The sequence below is a fragment of the Achromobacter aegrifaciens genome, assembly GCF_902859735.1.
Lineage (GTDB): Bacteria > Pseudomonadota > Gammaproteobacteria > Burkholderiales > Burkholderiaceae_B > Achromobacter > Achromobacter aegrifaciens.
On record NZ_CADIJY010000001.1, the window covers coordinates 146,700 to 164,701 of the forward strand.

An 18,002-nucleotide genomic window follows, 5' to 3' on the forward strand; every position below is an offset into this window, starting at 1 on the left:
GACAGGTCTGCCTGCGTAGAATTCGCCGCTTACAAGGTTATTTCGCGGCTTCCGCGCAACATTGCTCATGCCTAGTCCCGGGCTCATTCCACGTTTGCTGTGTTCGCGTCCGCTGACCAAGGGCCTGCGTTACTTCTATCGCCACACCCGGCCCGCCGCATACCGGCACAACGAAACCTTGTGGCCCTTTGTGACGGTTCAGCGCGGTGGGCAGGAGCGGCTGACAGGATGTGAACTGCGCGGCGTGCAAGGCCCTGCCACCACCCCGCTGGATCAACTGCCGCGCGACATCGCAGCCGACGCCCATCTGATATTGAGCGGCCCCTCGGTGGCTCAGATCGACTACGCGCGTTGCCGGCTGGATGTGACGATGGGCGTCAACGGCTCGATCGCGCTGCGGCGTCAGCACCCTACCCTGCGCTTTGACTACTACGCCATGCTCGATGCCGGTTTCGTCAACCGCAGGCGCGATCTGGTGGCGCAAGTGCTGGCGCAGGATCTGATGTTGTTCGTCACGCCCGAGGTCTACCGTTGGATAGGCTTCCTGTTCGACCGCAAGGACGTGCGCTGCCGCATCGCGCTGTTCGAAGAAGTGCACCAGCGCGCGCTGCAGCCGCGCGCGCGCCCCGAGCAGCTGGAAGCGCGCTTGGCCGACGACCCCGGACTGGTGCTGTTCGACGCGCGCAACCCGGTGCATGCGCACGGCTTCAGCCTGGACCCGCCGCGCGGCCTGTTCGGCGGCGGCACCGTGGCCTATACGGGCTTGCAGCTGCTGGCGTGGTTGGGCGCGAAAACCATATACCTGCACGGCCTGGACCTGACGGCTGCGGCGGGACCCCGATTCTATGAAAGCGCGGCAACGCAGCTGTCCACCGCGCTGGACCGGCAATTCTCCGGACACATCGAACCCGCCTTCCGGCAAGCCAGCCGGCTGCTCGGCGAACGCGGCATCAAGGTCTACAACCTGTCGCCCGCCAGCCGGCTGGGGGATGACGTGTTCGAGAAGCGCGACTGGAGCTGCCTGCTGCCCGAGCAGCCGTTTTCGAGTATGACCCCATGAAGATTCTGTACACCAATTTCCACCAAGGCGATGGCGGCGGCCACACCACCTACGTGATGTCGCTGGCGCGCATCCTGTGCGAGAAGTCGCAGGTGACCGTGGCCGCGCCCGCCAGCAGCCGCCTGCTGGCCGAGGCCGCGGCCCTGCCCGGCGTGCGCACGCTGGCCCTGGAATTCAAGGGCCGTCCGCTGCAGCAGCTGCGCGCGCTGCGCCGTCTGCGCGCCCTGCTGCGCGACGAACAGTTCGACGTGGTCCACGTCAACGGCTCGGCCGACCACCGCCTGTGCATGCTGGCGACCGTGGGCATGGGGGCGCGGCGTCCCTTCATGGTCTACACGCAGCACACCGACCGCAGCGCCAACAGCCTGGGTGCGCGGGTGCGCGCCAAATGGGGCACCAACCGCGTCATCTGCGTGTGCACCCATACGTTTCGCCGCATGAAGCAGTCGGTCTTCCGCAACGAGGACCTGCGGGTGGTGCACAACGGGGTGGATACGGAAAAGTGCAGTCCGGCCTCGCGCCGGGAGGCGGCGCAGGCGCGCGGCAGCCTGTTGCCCGACGACATGCAGGGTCGGCTGGTCATAGGCAGCAATGCCGGCACCGCGGTCTACAAGAACTGGCTGGACATGGTGACCGCCGTGTCCATGCTGCCCGACAACAAGCGGCGGCAGGTGGTGGTGCTGATTGCGGGCAAGCTGCCCGATGCGGAGCAGATGCGCCGCGTGGCCGAACTGGGCATGTCGGAGCAGGTGGTGTTTACGGGCTTGATGGAGGACGTCAGCCCCTTCCTGTCGGCGCTGGACGTGGGCTTTGTGCTGTCGTCCAAGCTGGAGACGATTTCCTTTGCCTGCCGCGAGATGATGGCCGCAGGCAAGCCCGTGATCGTCAGCGCCGTGGGCGGGCTGCCCGAGAACGTCACCGATGGCCGCGATGGCTGGGTGGTGCCGCCGGCCTCGGTGGACAGCATCGTCGAAGCGCTGTCGAAGATCCTGGAAAACCGCGAGGTCCTAGGCGTGATGGGCGCCGAGGCCCGCAGCACCGCGCTGCGGGAGTTCTCGTTGACGACGTTCGTCGGCAATACCGAGCGCGTCTACCGCGAAAGCCGGGCGCAGCCGGCCTGATGGCCGCGCCCGGGTCTGCCGCTACTCGCTGTACGTCTTGGTGCTGTACAGGCTCACGGGCAGCAGATTCAGCACCGGCAGGCCGCTGACCGGGTCCTTGGCCTGCTTGTCGATGTAGGCCTGCAGCACGTCGGCATCCAGCACGCCGATGTCCTGCCGGCGCGAGGCCGGCACGTTGGCCAGGGTCTTGTAGCCGTCGCCGCCGGTGGCGTTGAAGCTCAGCACGAACAGCTTGTAGCTGCGGCCCGCGTCCAGCGGCAGCCAGTTGCCGCTGGCCTGATCCCGGACTTCGATGTTGGACACGCGGCTGCCCTGGGCCTGGGCCGCATTCACGTCCCAGCGCAGGCCGCCGGCATAAGGATAGGGGCCGGTGGAGCCGCCCGCGCCGTAGACTGCCTGCATGCCGTCTTCCAGCATGCTCTTGACCTCGGCGCCGGTCACATCCAGGCGCCAGAGCATATTGCCGAAAGGCACCACTTCGATCACGTTGGCCGCCGTTACGTTGCCCAGTAGCGGCACGCGCACGCCGCCGCCGCTTTGCAGCGAGATGTCGGCGCCGCCATAACTGGCGTTGGCCACGTCCAGGTAGGCTTGGGCCACCAGCTGCTGGATGTCGCCGCCGCGCAGGCTGACGCTGCCCAGCGTGTTGCAGGCGGCGCTGGAGCGGCTGTAGTCGCGCGAACCGGGGCCGCCCGGCACGCGCCGCGAGCATAGTTCCTGCGGCACCGAAGCGACGAGGCTGCGGCTGAACTGGTCGACCTTGGCCTTGAACGGCTGCAGCACGCCCGCGGCCTGCGCGTCCGGCGTCTGCATGCGCAGGAAGCCACTGGCCTGGATGTCGGCCTGGATCGCCGCCTCGTCGGCTGCCGAGGGTGCGGCGCCGGCGACCTTCAGCGGACCGTCCATCAGCACATGCGGCGTGCCGGCGCAGGCGGTGACGTCGCCGTTGGCGTCGAAGCTCACCTTCAGCTCGCCGACCACCTGCGAGTATTCCCACGCTTGCACCAGGCAGACGCGCTTGCCGTCCTTGTCCTGGAGCACGGTGGGATAGGCGCCCGCGGGCGAGCCCACGCCATAGTCCGCCATGGAGGCGGGACCCAGCAACGTGTGCGAGTCGCCGCCCACCACCACGTCCACGCCGCTCAGCTGCGCGATCACCTGCTTGTCATAGCTGTAGCCGATGTGGCTCATCACCACGATCTTGTTGACGCCCTGCGCGCGCAGCGCGTCGATCTGCTGCTGCGCGGCGATGGTCTCGTCCGAGAACACGGTGCCGGCGTCCGGGCTGGAGGACTGCTGGGTCTTGGCGGCGATGGTCAGGCCCACCAGGCCGATATCCTGGCCGTCGCGCTTGAGGACCACGGTGGGCTTGACCATGCCGGGGGCACGCGAGGGATTCAGCGCCGAGCCGGCGGCGAACGTGACGTTGGCGCTCAGCACGGGCGTCTGGCAGGCGCCCGCGTGCAGCAGTTCGATGAAGCGCTTCAGGCCGCTGTCGCCCTTGTCGAACTCATGGTTGCCCAGGGTCATGGCGTCGAAGCAGACGGTGTTCATCATGGCCGCGTCGGCCTCGCCCGGTTCGCCCGCGCGGTTGAAGTACAGCGTGCCGGTGGTGGCGTCGCCCGCGTGCAGCTTGAGCACGTTGGCGGATTGCGCAGCCAGCGCGTTGATCGCGCCCGTCACTCGCGGAAAGCCGCCCGTATCGGCGTTCACGGCGACGCGCGCGCCGGCAGCGTTCTTGAGCTTGAGGTCCTTCTTCTTGCTATCCAGGTTGGAATGATGATCGTTGATGTGCAGGATCGTCAGTTCCATCGGCCGGCCGGGAGCCGGCTGCTCGGGTTGTTCGACGGGCTTGTCGTCATCGTCATCGCCGCCGCAGCCGGCCAGCAGCGCCAGTGCGCTCAGCATGGCCGCGCCTGCGTTCCTCTTCCACGTGTTCATTCGCGTGTACCCCTCTGTCATCGGAGGGCGAATGGTCGCGGGTCAAGATGACGCCGAAATGAATGACAGTGCTGTCATGTTGCGCGACGACATGTCGCAAGCCTGTCATGCAAAAGCAACGGGCCCGGCGCATTTCGCGCCGGGCCCGTCGTTGCCGCAAGACGCGGGTTTAGTAGTGGATCACCGTGCGGATCGACTTGCCTTCATGCATCAGGTCGAAGGCTTCGTTGATGCGTTCCAGCGGCAGCGTGTGGGTCACGAACGGGTCCAGGTCGATCTTGCCGCTCATGGCGTCTTCCACCATGCCCGGCAGCTGTGTGCGGCCCTTGACGCCGCCGAAGGCCGAACCGCGCCAGACGCGGCCCGTGACCAGCTGGAACGGGCGCGTGCTGATTTCCTGGCCGGCGCCAGCCACGCCGATGATGATGCTCTCGCCCCAGCCCTTGTGGCAGCATTCCAGCGCGGCGCGCATGACGTGCACGTTGCCGATGCACTCGAACGAGAAGTCCACGCCGCCGTCGGTCATTTCGACGATCACGTCCTGGATCGGCTTGTCGTGGTCCTTGGGGTTGACGCAGTCGGTGGCGCCCATGGCGCTGGCCAGCACGAACTTGTTGGGGTTGGTGTCCACGGCGATGATGCGGCCGGCCTTGGCCTGCACCGCGCCCTGGATCACGGCCAGGCCGATGCCGCCCAGGCCGAACACGGCGACGGTGTCGCCTTCCTTGACCTTGGCGGTGTTGTGCACGGCGCCCAGGCCGGTGGTGACGCCGCAACCCAGCAGGCAGACCTTTTCATGCGGAGCGGCGGGATTGATCTTGGCCAGCGAGATCTCGTTGACCACGGTGTATTCGCTGAAGGTCGAGCAGCCCATGTAGTGGTAGAGCGGCTTGCCTTCATAGCTGAAGCGCGAGGTGCCGTCGGGCATGACGCCCTTGCCCTGCGTGGCGCGCACTTTCTGGCACAGGTTGGTCTTGCCGGACAGGCAGAACTTGCATTCGCGGCATTCGGCCGTGTAGAGCGGGATGACGTGGTCGCCGGGCTTCAGCGAAGTCACGCCTTCGCCGACTTCGACCACCACGCCCGCGCCTTCGTGGCCCAGCACGGCGGGGAACAGGCCTTCCGGATCGTCGCCGCTGAGGGTGAAGGCGTCGGTGTGGCAGACGCCGGTGTGGGTGATCTTCACCAGCACTTCGCCGTGCTGCGGCGGGGCGACGTCGATTTCAACGATTTCCAGCGGCTTGCCGGGTCCGAATGCGACTGCTGCGCGTGATTTCATAGTTAGGGCTCCACGTATGTCAGATGGCGTTATTTCAGATAGGAACGGACCAGGCGCATCAAGAGATCGATCTCGGCTTCGGGTTCGATCGTGGCGTCCTGGCGGCCGCCCTGGGCGGTTTGGAGGAAGGTTTCGCGCAGATGGCTTTCCAGCACCTCGGCCATCAGGCCGGTGGCGGCGCCGCGCAAGGCGGCCAGCTGCTGCAGCAGCGCGCCGCATTCCGTGCCTTCGTTCACGGCCCGCTCCAGCGCCAGCGCCTGGCCCTGGATGCGGCGCAAGCGGGTGACGACGCGTTTTTTCTCTTCCGGGGAGTGCGGCACGGCAGGCTCCGATGAATACAGGGGGGGAGTATAGAAAATCTGGCTGCCCACGTCCACTACGGTACTTCCGCGCCGGGGACCATGCCTAGGCGCGGCGCGGGCGACAAGCCGGGGCCGCGCGGGGTCTGCGGATCCGCGAGCCGTCTGTACCTGTCTATACTATGCGCTGACCGCCATCCGTCGCCTGGCGCCGCATTACAGGATCTCCCATGGCTTCCAATCCCCCCAAGTTGCCCATCCAGGCCAATGCGCCGCCTGCGCCCCTCTATGCGCAGGTCAAGCAAATGATCGCTCAGCAGATCCGCAGCGGCGCGTGGCCGGAACACTACCGGGTGCCGTCGGAAAGCGAACTGGTCGATGAGCTCGGGTTCAGCCGCATGACCATCAATCGCGCCTTGCGCGAGTTGACGGCCGAGGGACTGCTGGTGCGCATGCAGGGCGTGGGCACCTTCGTGGCCCAGCCCAAGGCGCGCTCGGCGCTGTTCGCCGTCAATAACATCGCCGACGAGATCGCGGCGCGCAATCATCGCCACCACAGCCGCGTGGTGCGTCTGGCCGAAGAGCCTGCAGGCGCCGAACAGGCGCTGGCGCTGGATATCCGCGCCGGGCAGCCGGTGTACCACTCGATCATCGTGCACTACGAAGACGACCTGCCGATCCAGCTGGAGGACCGCTACGTCAATGTGGGCCTGGCGCCGGACTACCTGAAGCAGGACTTCACGCATAGCACGCCGTACGAATACCTGACGCGCGTCGCGCCGCTGAGCGAAGGCGAGCACGTGGTCGAGGCCATCCTCGCCAAGCCGCGCGAATGCCAGCTGTTGCAGATCGAGCGCGACGAGCCCTGTCTGCTGATCAGCCGCCGCACCTGGTCGGGCGATCGCGCCGTCACCCTGGCCCGTTTGATTCACCCTGGTTCCCGGCACCGCCTGGAAGGCAAGTTCACCTCATGAAGCAACCCGAAGTCCATCTGTATCGCGCCGCCGACTATCCGCGCATGCCCTGGCGCAACGGCGGCGGCACCACGCAGGAAGTCGTCTGCAATCCCGGCGGCAGCGCGGCCGGGTTCGACTGGCGCCTGTCCATCGCCGATGTGGCGCAGGACGGCGGCTTTTCCGCGTTCACGGGCTATCAGCGCATCATCACGGTACTGGAGGGCTCGGGCATCCAGCTGACGGTGGACGGCAGCCTGCAGACGCCGCTCACGCCGCGCCAGGCCTATGCCTTCGCAGGCGAGGCCCAAGTGCAGTGCCGTCTGCTGGATGGGCCGATACGCGACTTCAACCTGATCTACGCGCCGGCGCGCTGGCATGCCCGGCTGCAGTGGGTGGCGGGCGCAGGGCCATGGACATTCCACAGCGCCGCGCGCGATGTGCTGGTGCTGACGGCGGGCGGCGCGCTTACGGTGCGCATCGACGGCAAGCCGCAAGTGCTGCCGTCGCGTTACGACTGCCTGCATGCCGAGTCCATGGACTGCCTGGCCGAGTACCGGCTGGAGGCCGAAGCGCCGCTGGACGCCTGCGTGATCGAACTGTTGCCGCGTAGCGTCTGATTGCGCGGCCGCCTGGAGCGGCCGTATTCCGTTGTTGCCGATGAAAGCCGGGGTGCTGTCGCCTCGGCTTTTTTATTCGGGTAATCCCTGAGAAAAATCGACTCATATTGACTTGTATATACAAGCATAGGCATCCTATGATCCAGACAAGCGCAGCGCCACGCAGGCGCGCAACCGAACCGATCAAGGAGAGCCTCTTGGACAACTCGAACCGATACCGCGACGTGGTCATCCGCGCACCGCGCGGCAAGCAACTGAACGCCAAGAGCTGGCTGACCGAAGCCCCCTTGCGCATGCTGATGAACAACCTGGATCCCGACGTGGCCGAGAACCCGAAGGAACTGGTGGTTTACGGCGGCATCGGCCGCGCCGCCCGGGACTGGGATTGCTATGACAAGATCGTCGAATCGCTCAAGAACCTGAACGAAGACGAAACCCTGCTGGTGCAATCCGGCAAGCCGGTAGGCGTTTTCAAGACCCATGCCAACGCGCCGCGCGTGCTGATCGCCAACTCCAACCTGGTGCCGCACTGGGCCACCTGGGAACACTTCAACGAACTGGATGCCAAGGGCCTGGCCATGTACGGCCAGATGACGGCGGGCAGCTGGATCTACATCGGCAGCCAGGGCATCGTGCAGGGTACGTACGAGACCTTCGTCGAGGCGGGCCGCCAGCACTATGGCGGCAACCTCAAAGGGCGCTGGGTGCTGACCGCCGGCCTGGGCGGCATGGGCGGCGCGCAACCGCTGGCGGCCACGCTGGCTGGCGCCTGCTCGCTGAACATCGAATGCCAGCAGACCAGCATCGATTTCCGCCTGCGCACCCGCTATGTGGACGAACAGGCGCGCGACCTGGACGACGCGTTGGCGCGCATCGCCAAGTATACGCAGGAAGGCCGCGCCGTTTCCATCGCCCTGTGCGGCAACGCCGCCGAGATCCTGCCGGAACTGGTGCGCCGCGGCGTGCGCCCGGACATGGTGACGGACCAGACCAGCGCGCACGATCCGCTGAACGGCTATCTGCCGGCCGGCTGGACCTGGCAGGACTATCGCGCGCGCGCCAAGCGCGAACCGGCCGCGGTCATCAAGGCGGCCAAGCAGTCCATGGCGGTGCACGTGCAGGCCATGCTGGCCTTCCAGCGCCAGGGCGTTCCGACCTTCGATTATGGCAACAACATCCGCCAGATGGCCAAGGAAGAAGGCGTGGCGGACGCGTTCGATTTTCCGGGTTTCGTGCCCGCCTACATCCGGCCATTGTTCTGCCGCGGCGTGGGCCCGTTCCGCTGGGCCGCGCTGTCGGGCGATCCGCAGGACATCTACAAGACCGACGCCAAGGTCAAGGAACTGATCCCGGACGACGCACACCTGCACCGCTGGCTGGACATGGCGCGCGAACGCATCAGCTTCCAGGGCCTGCCGGCGCGCATCTGCTGGGTGGGCCTGGGCCAGCGCGCCAAGCTGGGCCTGGCGTTCAATGAAATGGTTCGCACGGGCGAGCTGTCGGCGCCCATCGTCATCGGCCGCGACCATCTGGATTCCGGCTCTGTCGCCAGCCCCAACCGTGAAACGGAATCGATGCGCGACGGTTCGGATGCGGTATCCGACTGGCCGCTGCTGAACGCACTGCTGAACACGGCCAGCGGCGCGACCTGGGTGTCGCTGCACCATGGCGGCGGCGTGGGCATGGGTTTTTCGCAGCATGCCGGCATGGTCATCGTCTGCGACGGCACGGACGAGGCGGCCGAGCGCATCGCCCGCGTGCTGACCAACGATCCGGGCACGGGCGTCATGCGGCATGCCGACGCGGGCTACGCAGCCGCCATTGAATGCGCGCAGGAGCAGGGCCTGAATCTGCCCATGCTTGCGGGCAAGCGCTGATACCGCGCCGCCCATACCTGCGGGCCGCGACCGCGCCCGTCCATACGCCATGACCGAGACTACGCAATGACTCAGGACAGCCAGGCAGCAAGAGGGCCGCTCATCGAGCGGCGCTCGATCGATTTCATTCCCGAAACGGAGCGCCACGGCAAGCTCTACAGCCAGTTCACGCTGTGGATGGGCGCCAATCTGCAGATCACCGCCATCATCACCGGAGCCTTGGCGGTGGTGCTGGGCGGAGACGTTTTCTGGTCGCTGATCGGGCTGTTCGTCGGCCAGGTTTTTGGCGGCGCGGTGATGGCGCTGCATGCGGCCCAGGGACCCAAGCTGGGATTGCCCCAAATGATCTCCAGCCGGGTGCAGTTCGGCGTCTATGGCGCGGCGATCCCCATCGTGCTGGTGTGCCTGATGTACCTGGGATTCACGGCCACGGGCACGGTGCTGTCGGGGCAGGCCCTGGGCCAGTTGTTCGGCGTGAGCGATACGGCCGGCATCCTGATATTCGCCGCCGTGATCGCCGGGGTGACGTTGTTCGGCTACCGCATGATCCACATCATCGGGCGGATCGCGACGGTGCTGGGCATCATTGCCTTCTTCTACCTGTTCAGCCGCGTGATCGCGCTGGGCGACGTGGGCCAGTTGCTGCAGATCCGCCACTTCACGTGGAGTTCCTTCCTGCTGTCGGTTTCACTGGCGGCATCGTGGCAGATCGCCTATGGGCCTTACGTCGCGGACTACTCGCGCTATCTGCCGAGCCGGACCTCGTCGTTCAAGACCTTCCTGGCGGTAGGGCTGGGTTCGGTGCTGGGCGCGCAGATTGCAATGGTGCTGGGCGTGCTGGCCGCGGCCATGGCGGCCGGCCAGTTTGCCGGGCGCGAGGTCGCCTACATCGTCGGGCTGGGCGGCACGGGAGCCATGGCCGCGCTGCTGTACTTCACCATCGCGTTCGGCAAGGTCACGATTTCGACGCTGAACTCCTACGGCAGCTTCATGTGCATCGCGACCATCGCCAGCGGCTTTCGCGGACATGTGGAGATTTCCCGCCGGCAGCGCGCGCTGCTGGTGCTGGTGATCGTCGCGGCGGCCACGGCGGTGGCGCTGATCGGGCAGCATTCCTTCCTGAACGCGTTCAAGTCCTTCATCCTGTTCCTGCTGGCGTTTTTCGTGCCGTGGAGCGCGGTTAATCTGGTCGACTACTACTTCGTGAGCCGCGAGCAATACGACGTGGAAGCGCTGTCGGATCCGAATGGGCGCTATGGCCGTTGGAACTGGCCAGGGATCCTGATATATCTGTTCGGGGTGCTGGTGCAGATGCCCTTCATTTCGACCAAGCTCTACACGGGTCCGATGGTCGAGCGCCTGGGCGGGGTGGATATCTCGTGGATCATCGGCCTGGTCGTGCCCAGCATCCTGTATTACCTGTTCGCGCGCCGGGATGCCGTACCGCAACCTCGCGGCGCCGCCCGCGCCACCCATACGCTTTGACGCCGGCACACGCCTAGGAGAACAACAATGGAATTGCATCTGACACCCGGCCACATGACCTTGGCGGACTTGCGGCGCGTCTATCAGCAGCCGGCGCGCGTGACGCTGGACCCGGCTGCCGCCGGGCCGATCGAGGCCAGCGTGGCCTGCGTCGAACGCATCATCGATGAAGGCCGCACGGCCTACGGCATCAACACCGGATTCGGGCTGCTCGCCACGACGCGGATCGCGCGCGAGGACCTGGAAGCCCTGCAGAGTTCGCTGGTGCTGTCGCACGCGGCCGGAGTGGGCGAGGCGCTGGACGACGCGATGGTGCGGCTGATCATGGTGTTGAAGATCAACAGCCTGGCGCGGGGTTATTCGGGCATCCGCCGCAAGGTCATCGACGCGTTGATCGCGCTGGTGAACGCCGAGGTCTATCCGCATATTCCGCTGAAGGGATCGGTGGGCGCGTCGGGCGACCTTGCGCCGCTGGCGCACATGTCCCTGCTGCTGCTGGGCGAGAGCAAGGCGCGCCATCGCGGCGCCTGGCTGCCCGCGCGCGAAGCGCTGGCCCAGGCGGGGCTGGAACCCCTGACGCTGGCCGCCAAGGAAGGCCTGGCGCTCTTGAACGGTACGCAGGTTTCGACGGCCTATGCGCTGCGCGGCCTGTTCGAGGCCGAGGATCTGCTGGCTGCCGCGCTGGTCTGCGGCAGCCTCAGCGTGGAAGCCATGCTGGCATCGCGCGCACCGTTCGATCCCCGCATCCACGCCGCGCGTGGTCAGCCTGGCCAGATCGACGTGGCGGCCGTGTACCGCGATCTGCTGACCGAGGACAGCGAGGTCGGGCATTCACACGCAAACTGCGACAAGGTGCAAGACCCCTATTCGCTGCGCTGCCAGCCGCAGGTCATGGGCGCCTGCCTGACGCAGATACGCCATGCGGCCCAGGTGCTGGAGATCGAGTCCAACGCGGTCTCGGACAATCCGCTGGTGTTTGTCGAGCAGGGCGACGTGGTGTCGGGCGGCAACTTCCATGCCGAGCCCGTGGCCATGGCGGCGGACAACCTGGCGTTGGCGCTGGCCGAGATCGGCGCGCTGTCCGAACGCCGTATTTCGCTGATGATGGACAAGCACATGTCGCAGCTGCCGCCGTTCCTGGTGAGCAACGGCGGCGTGAACTCCGGCTTCATGATTGCCCAGGTGACCGCGGCGGCGCTGGCCAGCGACAACAAGGCGCTGGCGCACCCGGCCAGCGTGGACAGCCTGCCGACTTCGGCCAACCAGGAGGACCACGTGTCCATGGCGCCGAATGCGGGCAAGCGGCTCTGGCCCATGGCCGAGAACGTGCGCGACATCCTCGCGATCGAATGGCTGGGCGCCTGCCAGGGCCTGGATTTCCGCCAGGGCCTGAAGACCGCGCCCAAGCTGGAGCGTGCGCGCGGCCTGTTGCGCGAGAAAGTGGCGCATTATGAGCGGGACCGCTTCTTCGCACCCGACATCGAGGCGGCGAGTCTGCTCATCGCGGGCCAGGGTCTGACGGCGCTGGTGCCGGCGGGCCTGTTGCCCAGTCTTTAACGCCGGCGCGCAACAGGAGCCTACGCATGAGACAGGTCTGGCGCAATTGCCACGCAGCCACGATGGCGCAAGGCAAATACTCCGTGATCGAACGGGCCGCCATCGTCACGCGCGAGAACCGTATCGAATGGATCGGTCCCGAGGCAACGCTGCCGCCAGCGGACGTTGCGGGCGAGCATGACCTGGGCGGCGCATGGGTCACGCCCGGATTGATCGATTGCCACACCCATCTGGTGTTTGGCGGCGATCGCAGCCTGGAGTTCGAGCAGCGCCTGCAAGGCGTGGACTACGCCACCATTGCCGCGCAAGGCGGCGGCATCGCCAGCACCGTGCGCGCCACCCGCGCCGCCAGCGAGGACGAACTCTACGCCAGCGCGCGCAGGCGCGCCCTGCATCTGATGCGCGACGGCGTGACCACGCTGGAAGTGAAATCGGGCTATGGGCTGGACCTGCCCAACGAGCGCAAGATGCTCAGGGTGGCGCGGCGCCTGGGCCAGACTTTGCCGCTGACCGTCAGCGCGACCTGCCTGGCCGCGCACGCGCTGCCGCCCGAGTATGCCGGGCGGGCCGACGACTACGTCGATGAAGTTGCGCGCCGCATGTTGCCGGTACTGGCGGCCGAGGGCCTGATCGACGCGGTGGATGCCTTCTGCGAGCATCTGGCATTCACGCCGGCGCAGGTCGAACGGGTGTTCCAGGCCGCGGGTGAACTGGGGCTGCCCGTGAAGCTGCATGCGGAGCAACTGTCTTCGTTGCACGGCGCGACGCTGGCCGCACGTTATGGCGCCTGGTCGGCGGACCATCTGGAATACCTGACCGAAAGCGATGTGCTGGCAATGGCGCAGGCCGGCACGGTGGCGGTGCTGCTGCCTGGGGCGTTCTACGCCCTGCGCGAGACCAAGCTGCCTCCCATCGACCTGTTGCGCCGCCATGGCGTACCCATCGCCATCTCCAGCGACCTGAATCCCGGCACCTCGCCCGCTCTGTCGCTGCGGCTGATGTTGAGCATGGCCTGCACGCTGTTCCGCCTGACGCCCGAAGAATCGTTGGCGGGGGCGACGGCGCATGCGGCCAAAGCGCTGGGCCTGCAGGCCACGCATGGCACGCTGGAAGCCGGCAAGTATGCGGACTTCGTCGCCTGGGAGGTGCAGCATCCCGCCGAACTGGCCTACTGGATAGGCGGCGATCTGCCCAGGCGGGTGGTCCGGCATGGCGCGCTGGTCGACGCCGCAACGCTTGCCTGAAACGGGCAGATCCGGACAGGATCGCGCCCGCAACGGACGGCTTGGACCCGCGCGCGTCCGCAGTCGCCGCAGGCGGTCTACCATCCGTGGATGACGCGCCCATCCCGGAGCGCGCGATCAGATTGGATGTGGGTATGCGGATATGCATGATGGAAGGGCCGGCCGATCTGGAGCCCAAGGGCGCGACCTGGGAAGGCATCGCCGAACGCATCGGCGAGCTGGCCCCGGATCTGTTGGTGACCAGTGAAATGCCGTTCGGCCCCTGGGTGGCCGCGGACCCGCAATACGACGCGGATCGCGCGGCAGCGTCGGTGCGCATCCACGAGGCGGGCCTGGATGCGCTGGCGGCGCTGGGAGTGCCGGCCGTCGTGTCGTCGCGGCCGGTGCATGCGGGTGGACGGCTGGCCAACGAGGCGTTCGCCTTGCAGGACGGCCGCTACACACGGCTGCACCACAAGCAGTACTTCCCGGAGGAACCGGGCTATTTCGAAGCGACCTGGTTCCATGCCGCCATGGACGGCTTCGAGGTATTCGAGGTGGGCGGCATACGCCTGGGCGTGCAGCTATGCACCGAATTGATGTTCAACGAGCGCTCGCGCGCCTACGGACGCGCGGGCGCCGAGCTGATCGTGGCGCCGCGAGCCAGTAGCGCGTCGACGCGCCGCTGGCTGACGGCGGGCGCCATGGCGGCGCTGGTGTCGGGCTGTTATGTGGTCAGCTCGAACCGAGCGGGGCGCACGGCGGCGGGGCAGGTATTCGGGGGGACGGCATTCGCGTTCCAGCCGGATGGCGAACCCCTGGCGCAAACCAGCGATACCGAATCCATCGTGGTGATCGAGGTGGATCCGGCGCGTGCGCGCGCGCAGCAGTCGCAGTACCCGTGCTACGTGCGGGAATAGCGCGGCGCTAGCGCGTCGAGCCGGCCTGCGCCGGCTCGCTTGCGTCAAAGCGCAGCCGCGAAAAGCTGGCGACGCAGGCCAGCGCGGCGCACACGCAACCCAGCCACAGCGCGGCAATGGCGCCGTGCGTGCTGGAAATGTTGAAGCAGGCGGCCACCAGGGCCGCGCCCGAGGCCTGGCCCAGCAGCCGCACCGTGCCTATCATGCCGCTGGCGCCGCCGGCGCGCGAGGCCGGCGCCGACATCATGATGGCGCGCAGGTTGGGCGACTGGAAGAAGCCGAAGCCGGCGCCGCACAGCGCCATGCGCCAGCAGAGGTCCCAGACTGATGGCGAGGCCGGCATCAGCGCCATTGAGGCCAGGCCCAGCGCCAGCAGGGCTAAACCCACGCCGCCCAGGGCGCCGGCCGCATAGCGGTCCGACAGCCGTCCCGCTATCGGCGCCATGATCGCCACCACTACCGGCCAGGGCGTGATGAGAAAGCCGGTCTGCACCTGGCTGTAGCCGAGCGTGGCTTGCAGCAGGAACGGCAGCGACACGAAGGCCAGCGCCTGCGCCGCGAACGCGCACACGGCAGTGGCTGCGGACAGCGCGAACAAGGGCCGGCGCAACAGGTCCACCGCCAGGATGGGCGCGGGGTGGCCGGCCTGCCGGCGCATCAGCAGCCACAGGCTGGCTGCGGCGATGCCCCATTCCAGCGCCACGCGCGGCAAGGGGGCGGCGTGCGCCAATTCGTTGGACCCCAGCACGAACAGGCCCAGCGTCAGGGCGCACAGCACTGCGGCCAGTCCATCGAAGCGATGCGGCGCGCGCGCGGTCCCGGGCAGCTTGCGCAGGCCCAGCGCGAAAGCCAGCAGGCCGATGGGCACGTTGATCAGAAACAGCCAGTGCCAGGATCCCAGCAGCAGGATGGCCGAAGCCACGGTCGGCCCCGCCGCGAAGGAGATGCCCACCACCATGGCGTTCAGGCCCAGGCCGCGGCCCAACAGGTGCGAGGGGTAGATGAAGCGCAGCAGCGCGCCATTGACGCTCATGACGCCGGCCGCGCCCAGGCCTTGCAGCACGCGCGCGATCACCAGCGTGGGCAAGGACGGCGCCAAGCCGCTGGCCAGCGAAGACAGGATGAAGATGGCCAGCCCCACGATATAGACCCGCCGGTGGCCCAGGATTTCGCCCAGCGCCGCGGCCGGCAGCAGGCCCGCCACCATGGCCAGCTGATAGCCGCTGACGATCCAGATGGACCCGGCATCGCTGGCCTGCAGGTCGCGCGCAATGGTGGGTAGCGCCGTGTTGGCGATGGCGGTGTCCAGGCTGGCCATGCACAGGGCCAGCATGACGGCCAGGAGCGCGCCCGGGCGTTCGGCTGCCGGCAGGCCGACGCCGGCCGGATAGACGGTATTGCGGGAGAACGAGAGCATGTACGGGACCACGGGGGGCAACGCGTCCGGACAGAGGGCCGGAAGCTGCGATCACTGATTCTAGAACGTGTTAAGGGATCCGGCCCGCGGACCGGGTGGGGAGCTGGCTTTCCTTGCAGGGCGTTTCTCCTTATCCTGCCGCCTGCGCGGCACCCGGCCGCGTTTCCAAGGAGTGGTCGACCATGCAATTTGGCGTATCCCAGCGCCGTCGCCGGCTCTTGCCGGCGCTCGCGCTGGGCGTTCTGGGCGCTGCGGCGGCAGGGCGTCTTGGGGCCGTGCCTCTGACTCGCATCCTGGTCGGCTTTCCTCCGGGGGGCGGGGTGGATGTGATCGCCCGTTTGTTGGCGCGGCAGTTGGAGGCCGGCCTGGGCGAGGTGGTGCTGGTCGAAAATCGGCCAGGCGCGGGGGGCTTGCTGGCGGCGCAGGAGCTGCTGGCTGCGCGCCCGGATGGGCATACCCTGCTGTTCACCAACGAGCACACCTTGGCCATCTTGCCGCATATCGTGGCGCAGGCCGGCTTTGCGTCGCCGGATGATTTCGCGGCGGTGGCACAGACGACCGACCAGAGCGCCATTGCGCTGGCGGTCAGGGCGGATTCGCCTTGGTTGAAGCTGCAGGATCTGCGCGGACACGAGGGGCCGCTGCCGGTGGGCGTGCCGGCGCCCGGCAGCGTGCCGGAGCTGGCCGTGGAGCTGCTGGCCGAGCGTTTCGGCGTGGCGGCCACGGCAGTGTGCTATCGCGGCGGCGCGCCATTGGTGACCGATCTGCAGGCCGGCTATCTGGCGCTGGGCCTGACATCCCTGGCCGAATTGCGGGAGCCGGCAAGCGCCGGGCGGCTGCGCCTGCTGGCGATTTCGGGTCCAGGCCGCCATGCCGATCTGGCCGATGTTCCCACCTTTGCCGAGCAGGGCTTCGCGGGACTGGAGCGCGGCGGTGTGGCCGGCTTGTTCGCGCCGCGCGGCGTGGCGCCGGCCCGCGTCGAGCAACTGCAGCAGCAGGTGGCGGGGGCGCTCGAATCGGAGGAAGTCCGCATGCAGCTGCACTTGCAGGGGTCGCGTGTGAATTTCGGCGATGCCGCCACGCTGGCGCGCAACATGAACGCGATCCATCAGGCCTGGGCCGAACGCGCCGTGGCCTGGCGTGCGCGGACGGGCGGCTGAGCGCCCGCGTCCGGCTTTCTAGGGTGTCCGGATGGCCGCGCGTTCGCGCAGCAATTGGGCCAGTTCGGCGTGGCAAAGCCGCACCGCGGCGCGGGCCTGCTGTTCGGGCGCGCGCATCATCAGGCAGATGCGCCGCGTGAGCCGCGGACGCTGCAATGGCACGATGGCCAGGCCGTCCTGCCGCTGCCCCTGCGTGTACAGGCGCGAGATCAGGCCCACGCGCAATCCCGCGCGCACCAGGCTGTAAAGCGTGTCGGTGTAATTCAGGGTGTCGGTCGCGGCCAGGTCCGAGCCCAGCTGGCGCAGCGTGGCCACGATCATTTCGTAGGTGCTGCCGCGCGACAGCACGGCCAATGGCTCCGCCTTCAAATCCTGCCAGGTCACCGCCTGGCGCCGCGCCAGCCGGTGCGTATCGGCCAGCACCGCGACCAGGTCGTCCTCGGCCACGAAAGCCGCGGCCACGCCGGGCGTGAGGCCGAAGTCCAGGCCCAGGCCAATATCCAGTTCGCCATTGCCCAGCGCGGCCATGAGTTCGTCGTTGAGGTGGTCGCTGAGGATCAGCACGATTTCGGGATGGCGCAGGCGCCATTGCGCCACCACCGGCGCCAGCAGGTGCATGGTGGACGGAATGCAGCCGATGCGCACCGTGGCGGCCTGCGTGTCCAGCAGGCGCTGCAGGTCTTCGGCGCCCTGCGTATAGCTGTTAAGCAGCCATTCGATCTGCGCGCGCGCCGCTTGTCCGGCGGGCGTCAGGCGCACATGGTGGGTGCTGCGCTCGAACAGGGCCACGCCCATCAGCGTTTCCAGCTCGCGGATGGCGGCGGACAGGGCCGGCTGGCTCAGCGCCAGGGCCTCGGCGGCGCGGCTGAAACTGGCGTGGCGGGCCACTTCCTTGAAGCCGCGCAACTGGCGTAGCGTGGGCTGGCGGGCGGGGGCAGCGTGGCCATCGGAAGCAGGGCGCTTGGTCATAGATTTGCCTGATGAATCTATAAAAATATAGCATTTCAGTTATCACCAGGATCTGGTTAGGATGGCGCCGTCGCCCTCCTCCGCGCTGCCGGTTCCACGCGCGTTCCTCGCTCCGACCCCG

At 67.5% G+C, this 18,002-nt stretch carries 15 protein-coding genes; 10 read left to right on the forward strand and 5 right to left on the reverse strand.

The annotated features are described in order from the left end of the window. The first annotated feature begins 67 nt into the window (after positions 1-67). Together HV766_RS00665 and HV766_RS00670 are read left to right on the forward strand one after the other, a co-directional pair. Positions 68-1,060, forward strand: coding sequence for a WaaZ-like lipopolysaccharide core biosynthesis protein (locus HV766_RS00665; RefSeq protein ID WP_054455366.1), 993 nt, complete (start codon positions 68-70; stop codon positions 1,058-1,060). Further along, the gene (locus tag HV766_RS00670) at positions 1,057-2,181 is read left to right on the forward strand and encodes a glycosyltransferase family 4 protein (protein WP_175162010.1); all 1,125 of its coding nucleotides are present in this window, start codon (positions 1,057-1,059) and stop codon (positions 2,179-2,181) included. Before HV766_RS00665 ends, HV766_RS00670 begins: the two co-directional genes overlap by 4 nt. A 21-nt stretch (positions 2,182-2,202) precedes the next feature. On the opposite strand, the gene HV766_RS00675 is transcribed toward HV766_RS00670, so the two are convergent. The 3 genes from HV766_RS00675 to HV766_RS00685 form a co-directional block, all read right to left on the reverse strand. Beyond that, positions 2,203-4,122, reverse strand: coding sequence for a bifunctional metallophosphatase/5'-nucleotidase (locus HV766_RS00675; protein WP_175180379.1), 1,920 nt, complete (start codon positions 4,120-4,122; stop codon positions 2,203-2,205). A 169-nt stretch (positions 4,123-4,291) separates the two neighbouring features. Continuing rightward, positions 4,292-5,401: an S-(hydroxymethyl)glutathione dehydrogenase/class III alcohol dehydrogenase gene (locus tag HV766_RS00680; protein WP_054455360.1), complete on the reverse strand. Its 1,110-nt coding sequence runs from the start codon at positions 5,399-5,401 to the stop codon at positions 4,292-4,294. Positions 5,402-5,430: 29 nt separating this feature from the next. Continuing rightward, entirely contained in the window at positions 5,431-5,721 is a 291-nt protein-coding gene (locus tag HV766_RS00685; protein ID WP_054455908.1) for a metal-sensing transcriptional repressor, read from the reverse strand. Between the two features lie 209 nt (positions 5,722-5,930). Between HV766_RS00685 and hutC the strand changes: the two genes are divergently transcribed. From hutC to HV766_RS00720, 7 genes are all read left to right on the forward strand, one after another. Beyond that, positions 5,931-6,674 (forward strand): histidine utilization transcriptional repressor HutC, encoded by a 744-nt coding sequence (gene hutC / locus HV766_RS00690; RefSeq protein ID WP_054455358.1) that lies wholly within the window; start codon positions 5,931-5,933, stop codon positions 6,672-6,674. Beyond that, the gene (locus tag HV766_RS00695) at positions 6,671-7,273 is read left to right on the forward strand and encodes a HutD/Ves family protein (protein WP_119449897.1); all 603 of its coding nucleotides are present in this window, start codon (positions 6,671-6,673) and stop codon (positions 7,271-7,273) included. Before hutC ends, HV766_RS00695 begins: the two co-directional genes overlap by 4 nt. Before the next feature lie 197 nt (positions 7,274-7,470). Next, entirely contained in the window at positions 7,471-9,150 is a 1,680-nt protein-coding gene (hutU, locus tag HV766_RS00700) for a urocanate hydratase (RefSeq protein WP_054455354.1), read from the forward strand. Between the two features lie 66 nt (positions 9,151-9,216). Continuing rightward, positions 9,217-10,635, forward strand: coding sequence for a purine-cytosine permease family protein (locus HV766_RS00705; RefSeq protein WP_119449898.1), 1,419 nt, complete (start codon positions 9,217-9,219; stop codon positions 10,633-10,635). Between the two features lie 27 nt (positions 10,636-10,662). Then, positions 10,663-12,192: a histidine ammonia-lyase gene (hutH, locus tag HV766_RS00710; protein ID WP_175180380.1), complete on the forward strand. Its 1,530-nt coding sequence runs from the start codon at positions 10,663-10,665 to the stop codon at positions 12,190-12,192. 26 nt (positions 12,193-12,218) lie between these two features. Then, positions 12,219-13,436, forward strand: a complete 1,218-nt coding sequence (hutI, locus tag HV766_RS00715) for an imidazolonepropionase (protein ID WP_175180381.1) — start codon at positions 12,219-12,221, stop codon at positions 13,434-13,436. 146 nt (positions 13,437-13,582) lie between these two features. Beyond that, complete coding sequence (locus tag HV766_RS00720) at positions 13,583-14,335, forward strand: carbon-nitrogen hydrolase family protein (protein WP_254593258.1); 753 nt, start codon at positions 13,583-13,585, stop codon at positions 14,333-14,335. 7 nt (positions 14,336-14,342) lie between these two features. Here HV766_RS00720 and HV766_RS00725 read toward each other — a convergent pair whose 3' ends face one another. Next, on the reverse strand, positions 14,343-15,752 hold the full coding sequence (locus HV766_RS00725; RefSeq protein WP_175162023.1) for an MFS transporter: 1,410 nt from the start codon (positions 15,750-15,752) through the stop codon (positions 14,343-14,345). Positions 15,753-15,934: 182 nt separating this feature from the next. On the opposite strand from HV766_RS00725, the gene HV766_RS00730 reads away from it, so the two are divergent. Continuing rightward, on the forward strand, positions 15,935-16,912 hold the full coding sequence (locus HV766_RS00730; protein ID WP_175180382.1) for a tripartite tricarboxylate transporter substrate-binding protein: 978 nt from the start codon (positions 15,935-15,937) through the stop codon (positions 16,910-16,912). An 18-nt stretch (positions 16,913-16,930) separates the two neighbouring features. On the opposite strand, the gene HV766_RS00735 is transcribed toward HV766_RS00730, so the two are convergent. Then, positions 16,931-17,881, reverse strand: coding sequence for a LysR family transcriptional regulator (locus HV766_RS00735; protein ID WP_175180383.1), 951 nt, complete (start codon positions 17,879-17,881; stop codon positions 16,931-16,933). Positions 17,882-18,002: the final 121 nt, after the last annotated feature.

What these genes read in the sequence shown, in the direction of transcription:
- HV766_RS00665 (WP_054455366.1), top strand. Translation starts at nt 68, where the DNA reads ATGCCTAGTCCCGGGCTCATTCCACGTTTGCTGTGTTCGCGTCCGCTG.
- HV766_RS00670 (WP_175162010.1), top strand. Translation starts at nt 1,057, where the DNA reads ATGAAGATTCTGTACACCAATTTCCACCAAGGCGATGGCGGCGGCCAC.
- HV766_RS00675 (WP_175180379.1), bottom strand. Translation starts at nt 4,122, where the DNA reads ATGAACACGTGGAAGAGGAACGCAGGCGCGGCCATGCTGAGCGCACTG.
- HV766_RS00680 (WP_054455360.1), bottom strand. Translation starts at nt 5,401, where the DNA reads ATGAAATCACGCGCAGCAGTCGCATTCGGACCCGGCAAGCCGCTGGAA.
- hutC (WP_054455358.1), top strand. Translation starts at nt 5,931, where the DNA reads ATGGCTTCCAATCCCCCCAAGTTGCCCATCCAGGCCAATGCGCCGCCT.
- HV766_RS00695 (WP_119449897.1), top strand. Translation starts at nt 6,671, where the DNA reads ATGAAGCAACCCGAAGTCCATCTGTATCGCGCCGCCGACTATCCGCGC.
- HV766_RS00705 (WP_119449898.1), top strand. Translation starts at nt 9,217, where the DNA reads ATGACTCAGGACAGCCAGGCAGCAAGAGGGCCGCTCATCGAGCGGCGC.
- hutH (WP_175180380.1), top strand. Translation starts at nt 10,663, where the DNA reads ATGGAATTGCATCTGACACCCGGCCACATGACCTTGGCGGACTTGCGG.
- hutI (WP_175180381.1), top strand. Translation starts at nt 12,219, where the DNA reads ATGAGACAGGTCTGGCGCAATTGCCACGCAGCCACGATGGCGCAAGGC.
- HV766_RS00720 (WP_254593258.1), top strand. Translation starts at nt 13,583, where the DNA reads ATGATGGAAGGGCCGGCCGATCTGGAGCCCAAGGGCGCGACCTGGGAA.
- HV766_RS00725 (WP_175162023.1), bottom strand. Translation starts at nt 15,752, where the DNA reads ATGCTCTCGTTCTCCCGCAATACCGTCTATCCGGCCGGCGTCGGCCTG.
- HV766_RS00730 (WP_175180382.1), top strand. Translation starts at nt 15,935, where the DNA reads ATGCAATTTGGCGTATCCCAGCGCCGTCGCCGGCTCTTGCCGGCGCTC.
- HV766_RS00735 (WP_175180383.1), bottom strand. Translation starts at nt 17,881, where the DNA reads ATGACCAAGCGCCCTGCTTCCGATGGCCACGCTGCCCCCGCCCGCCAG.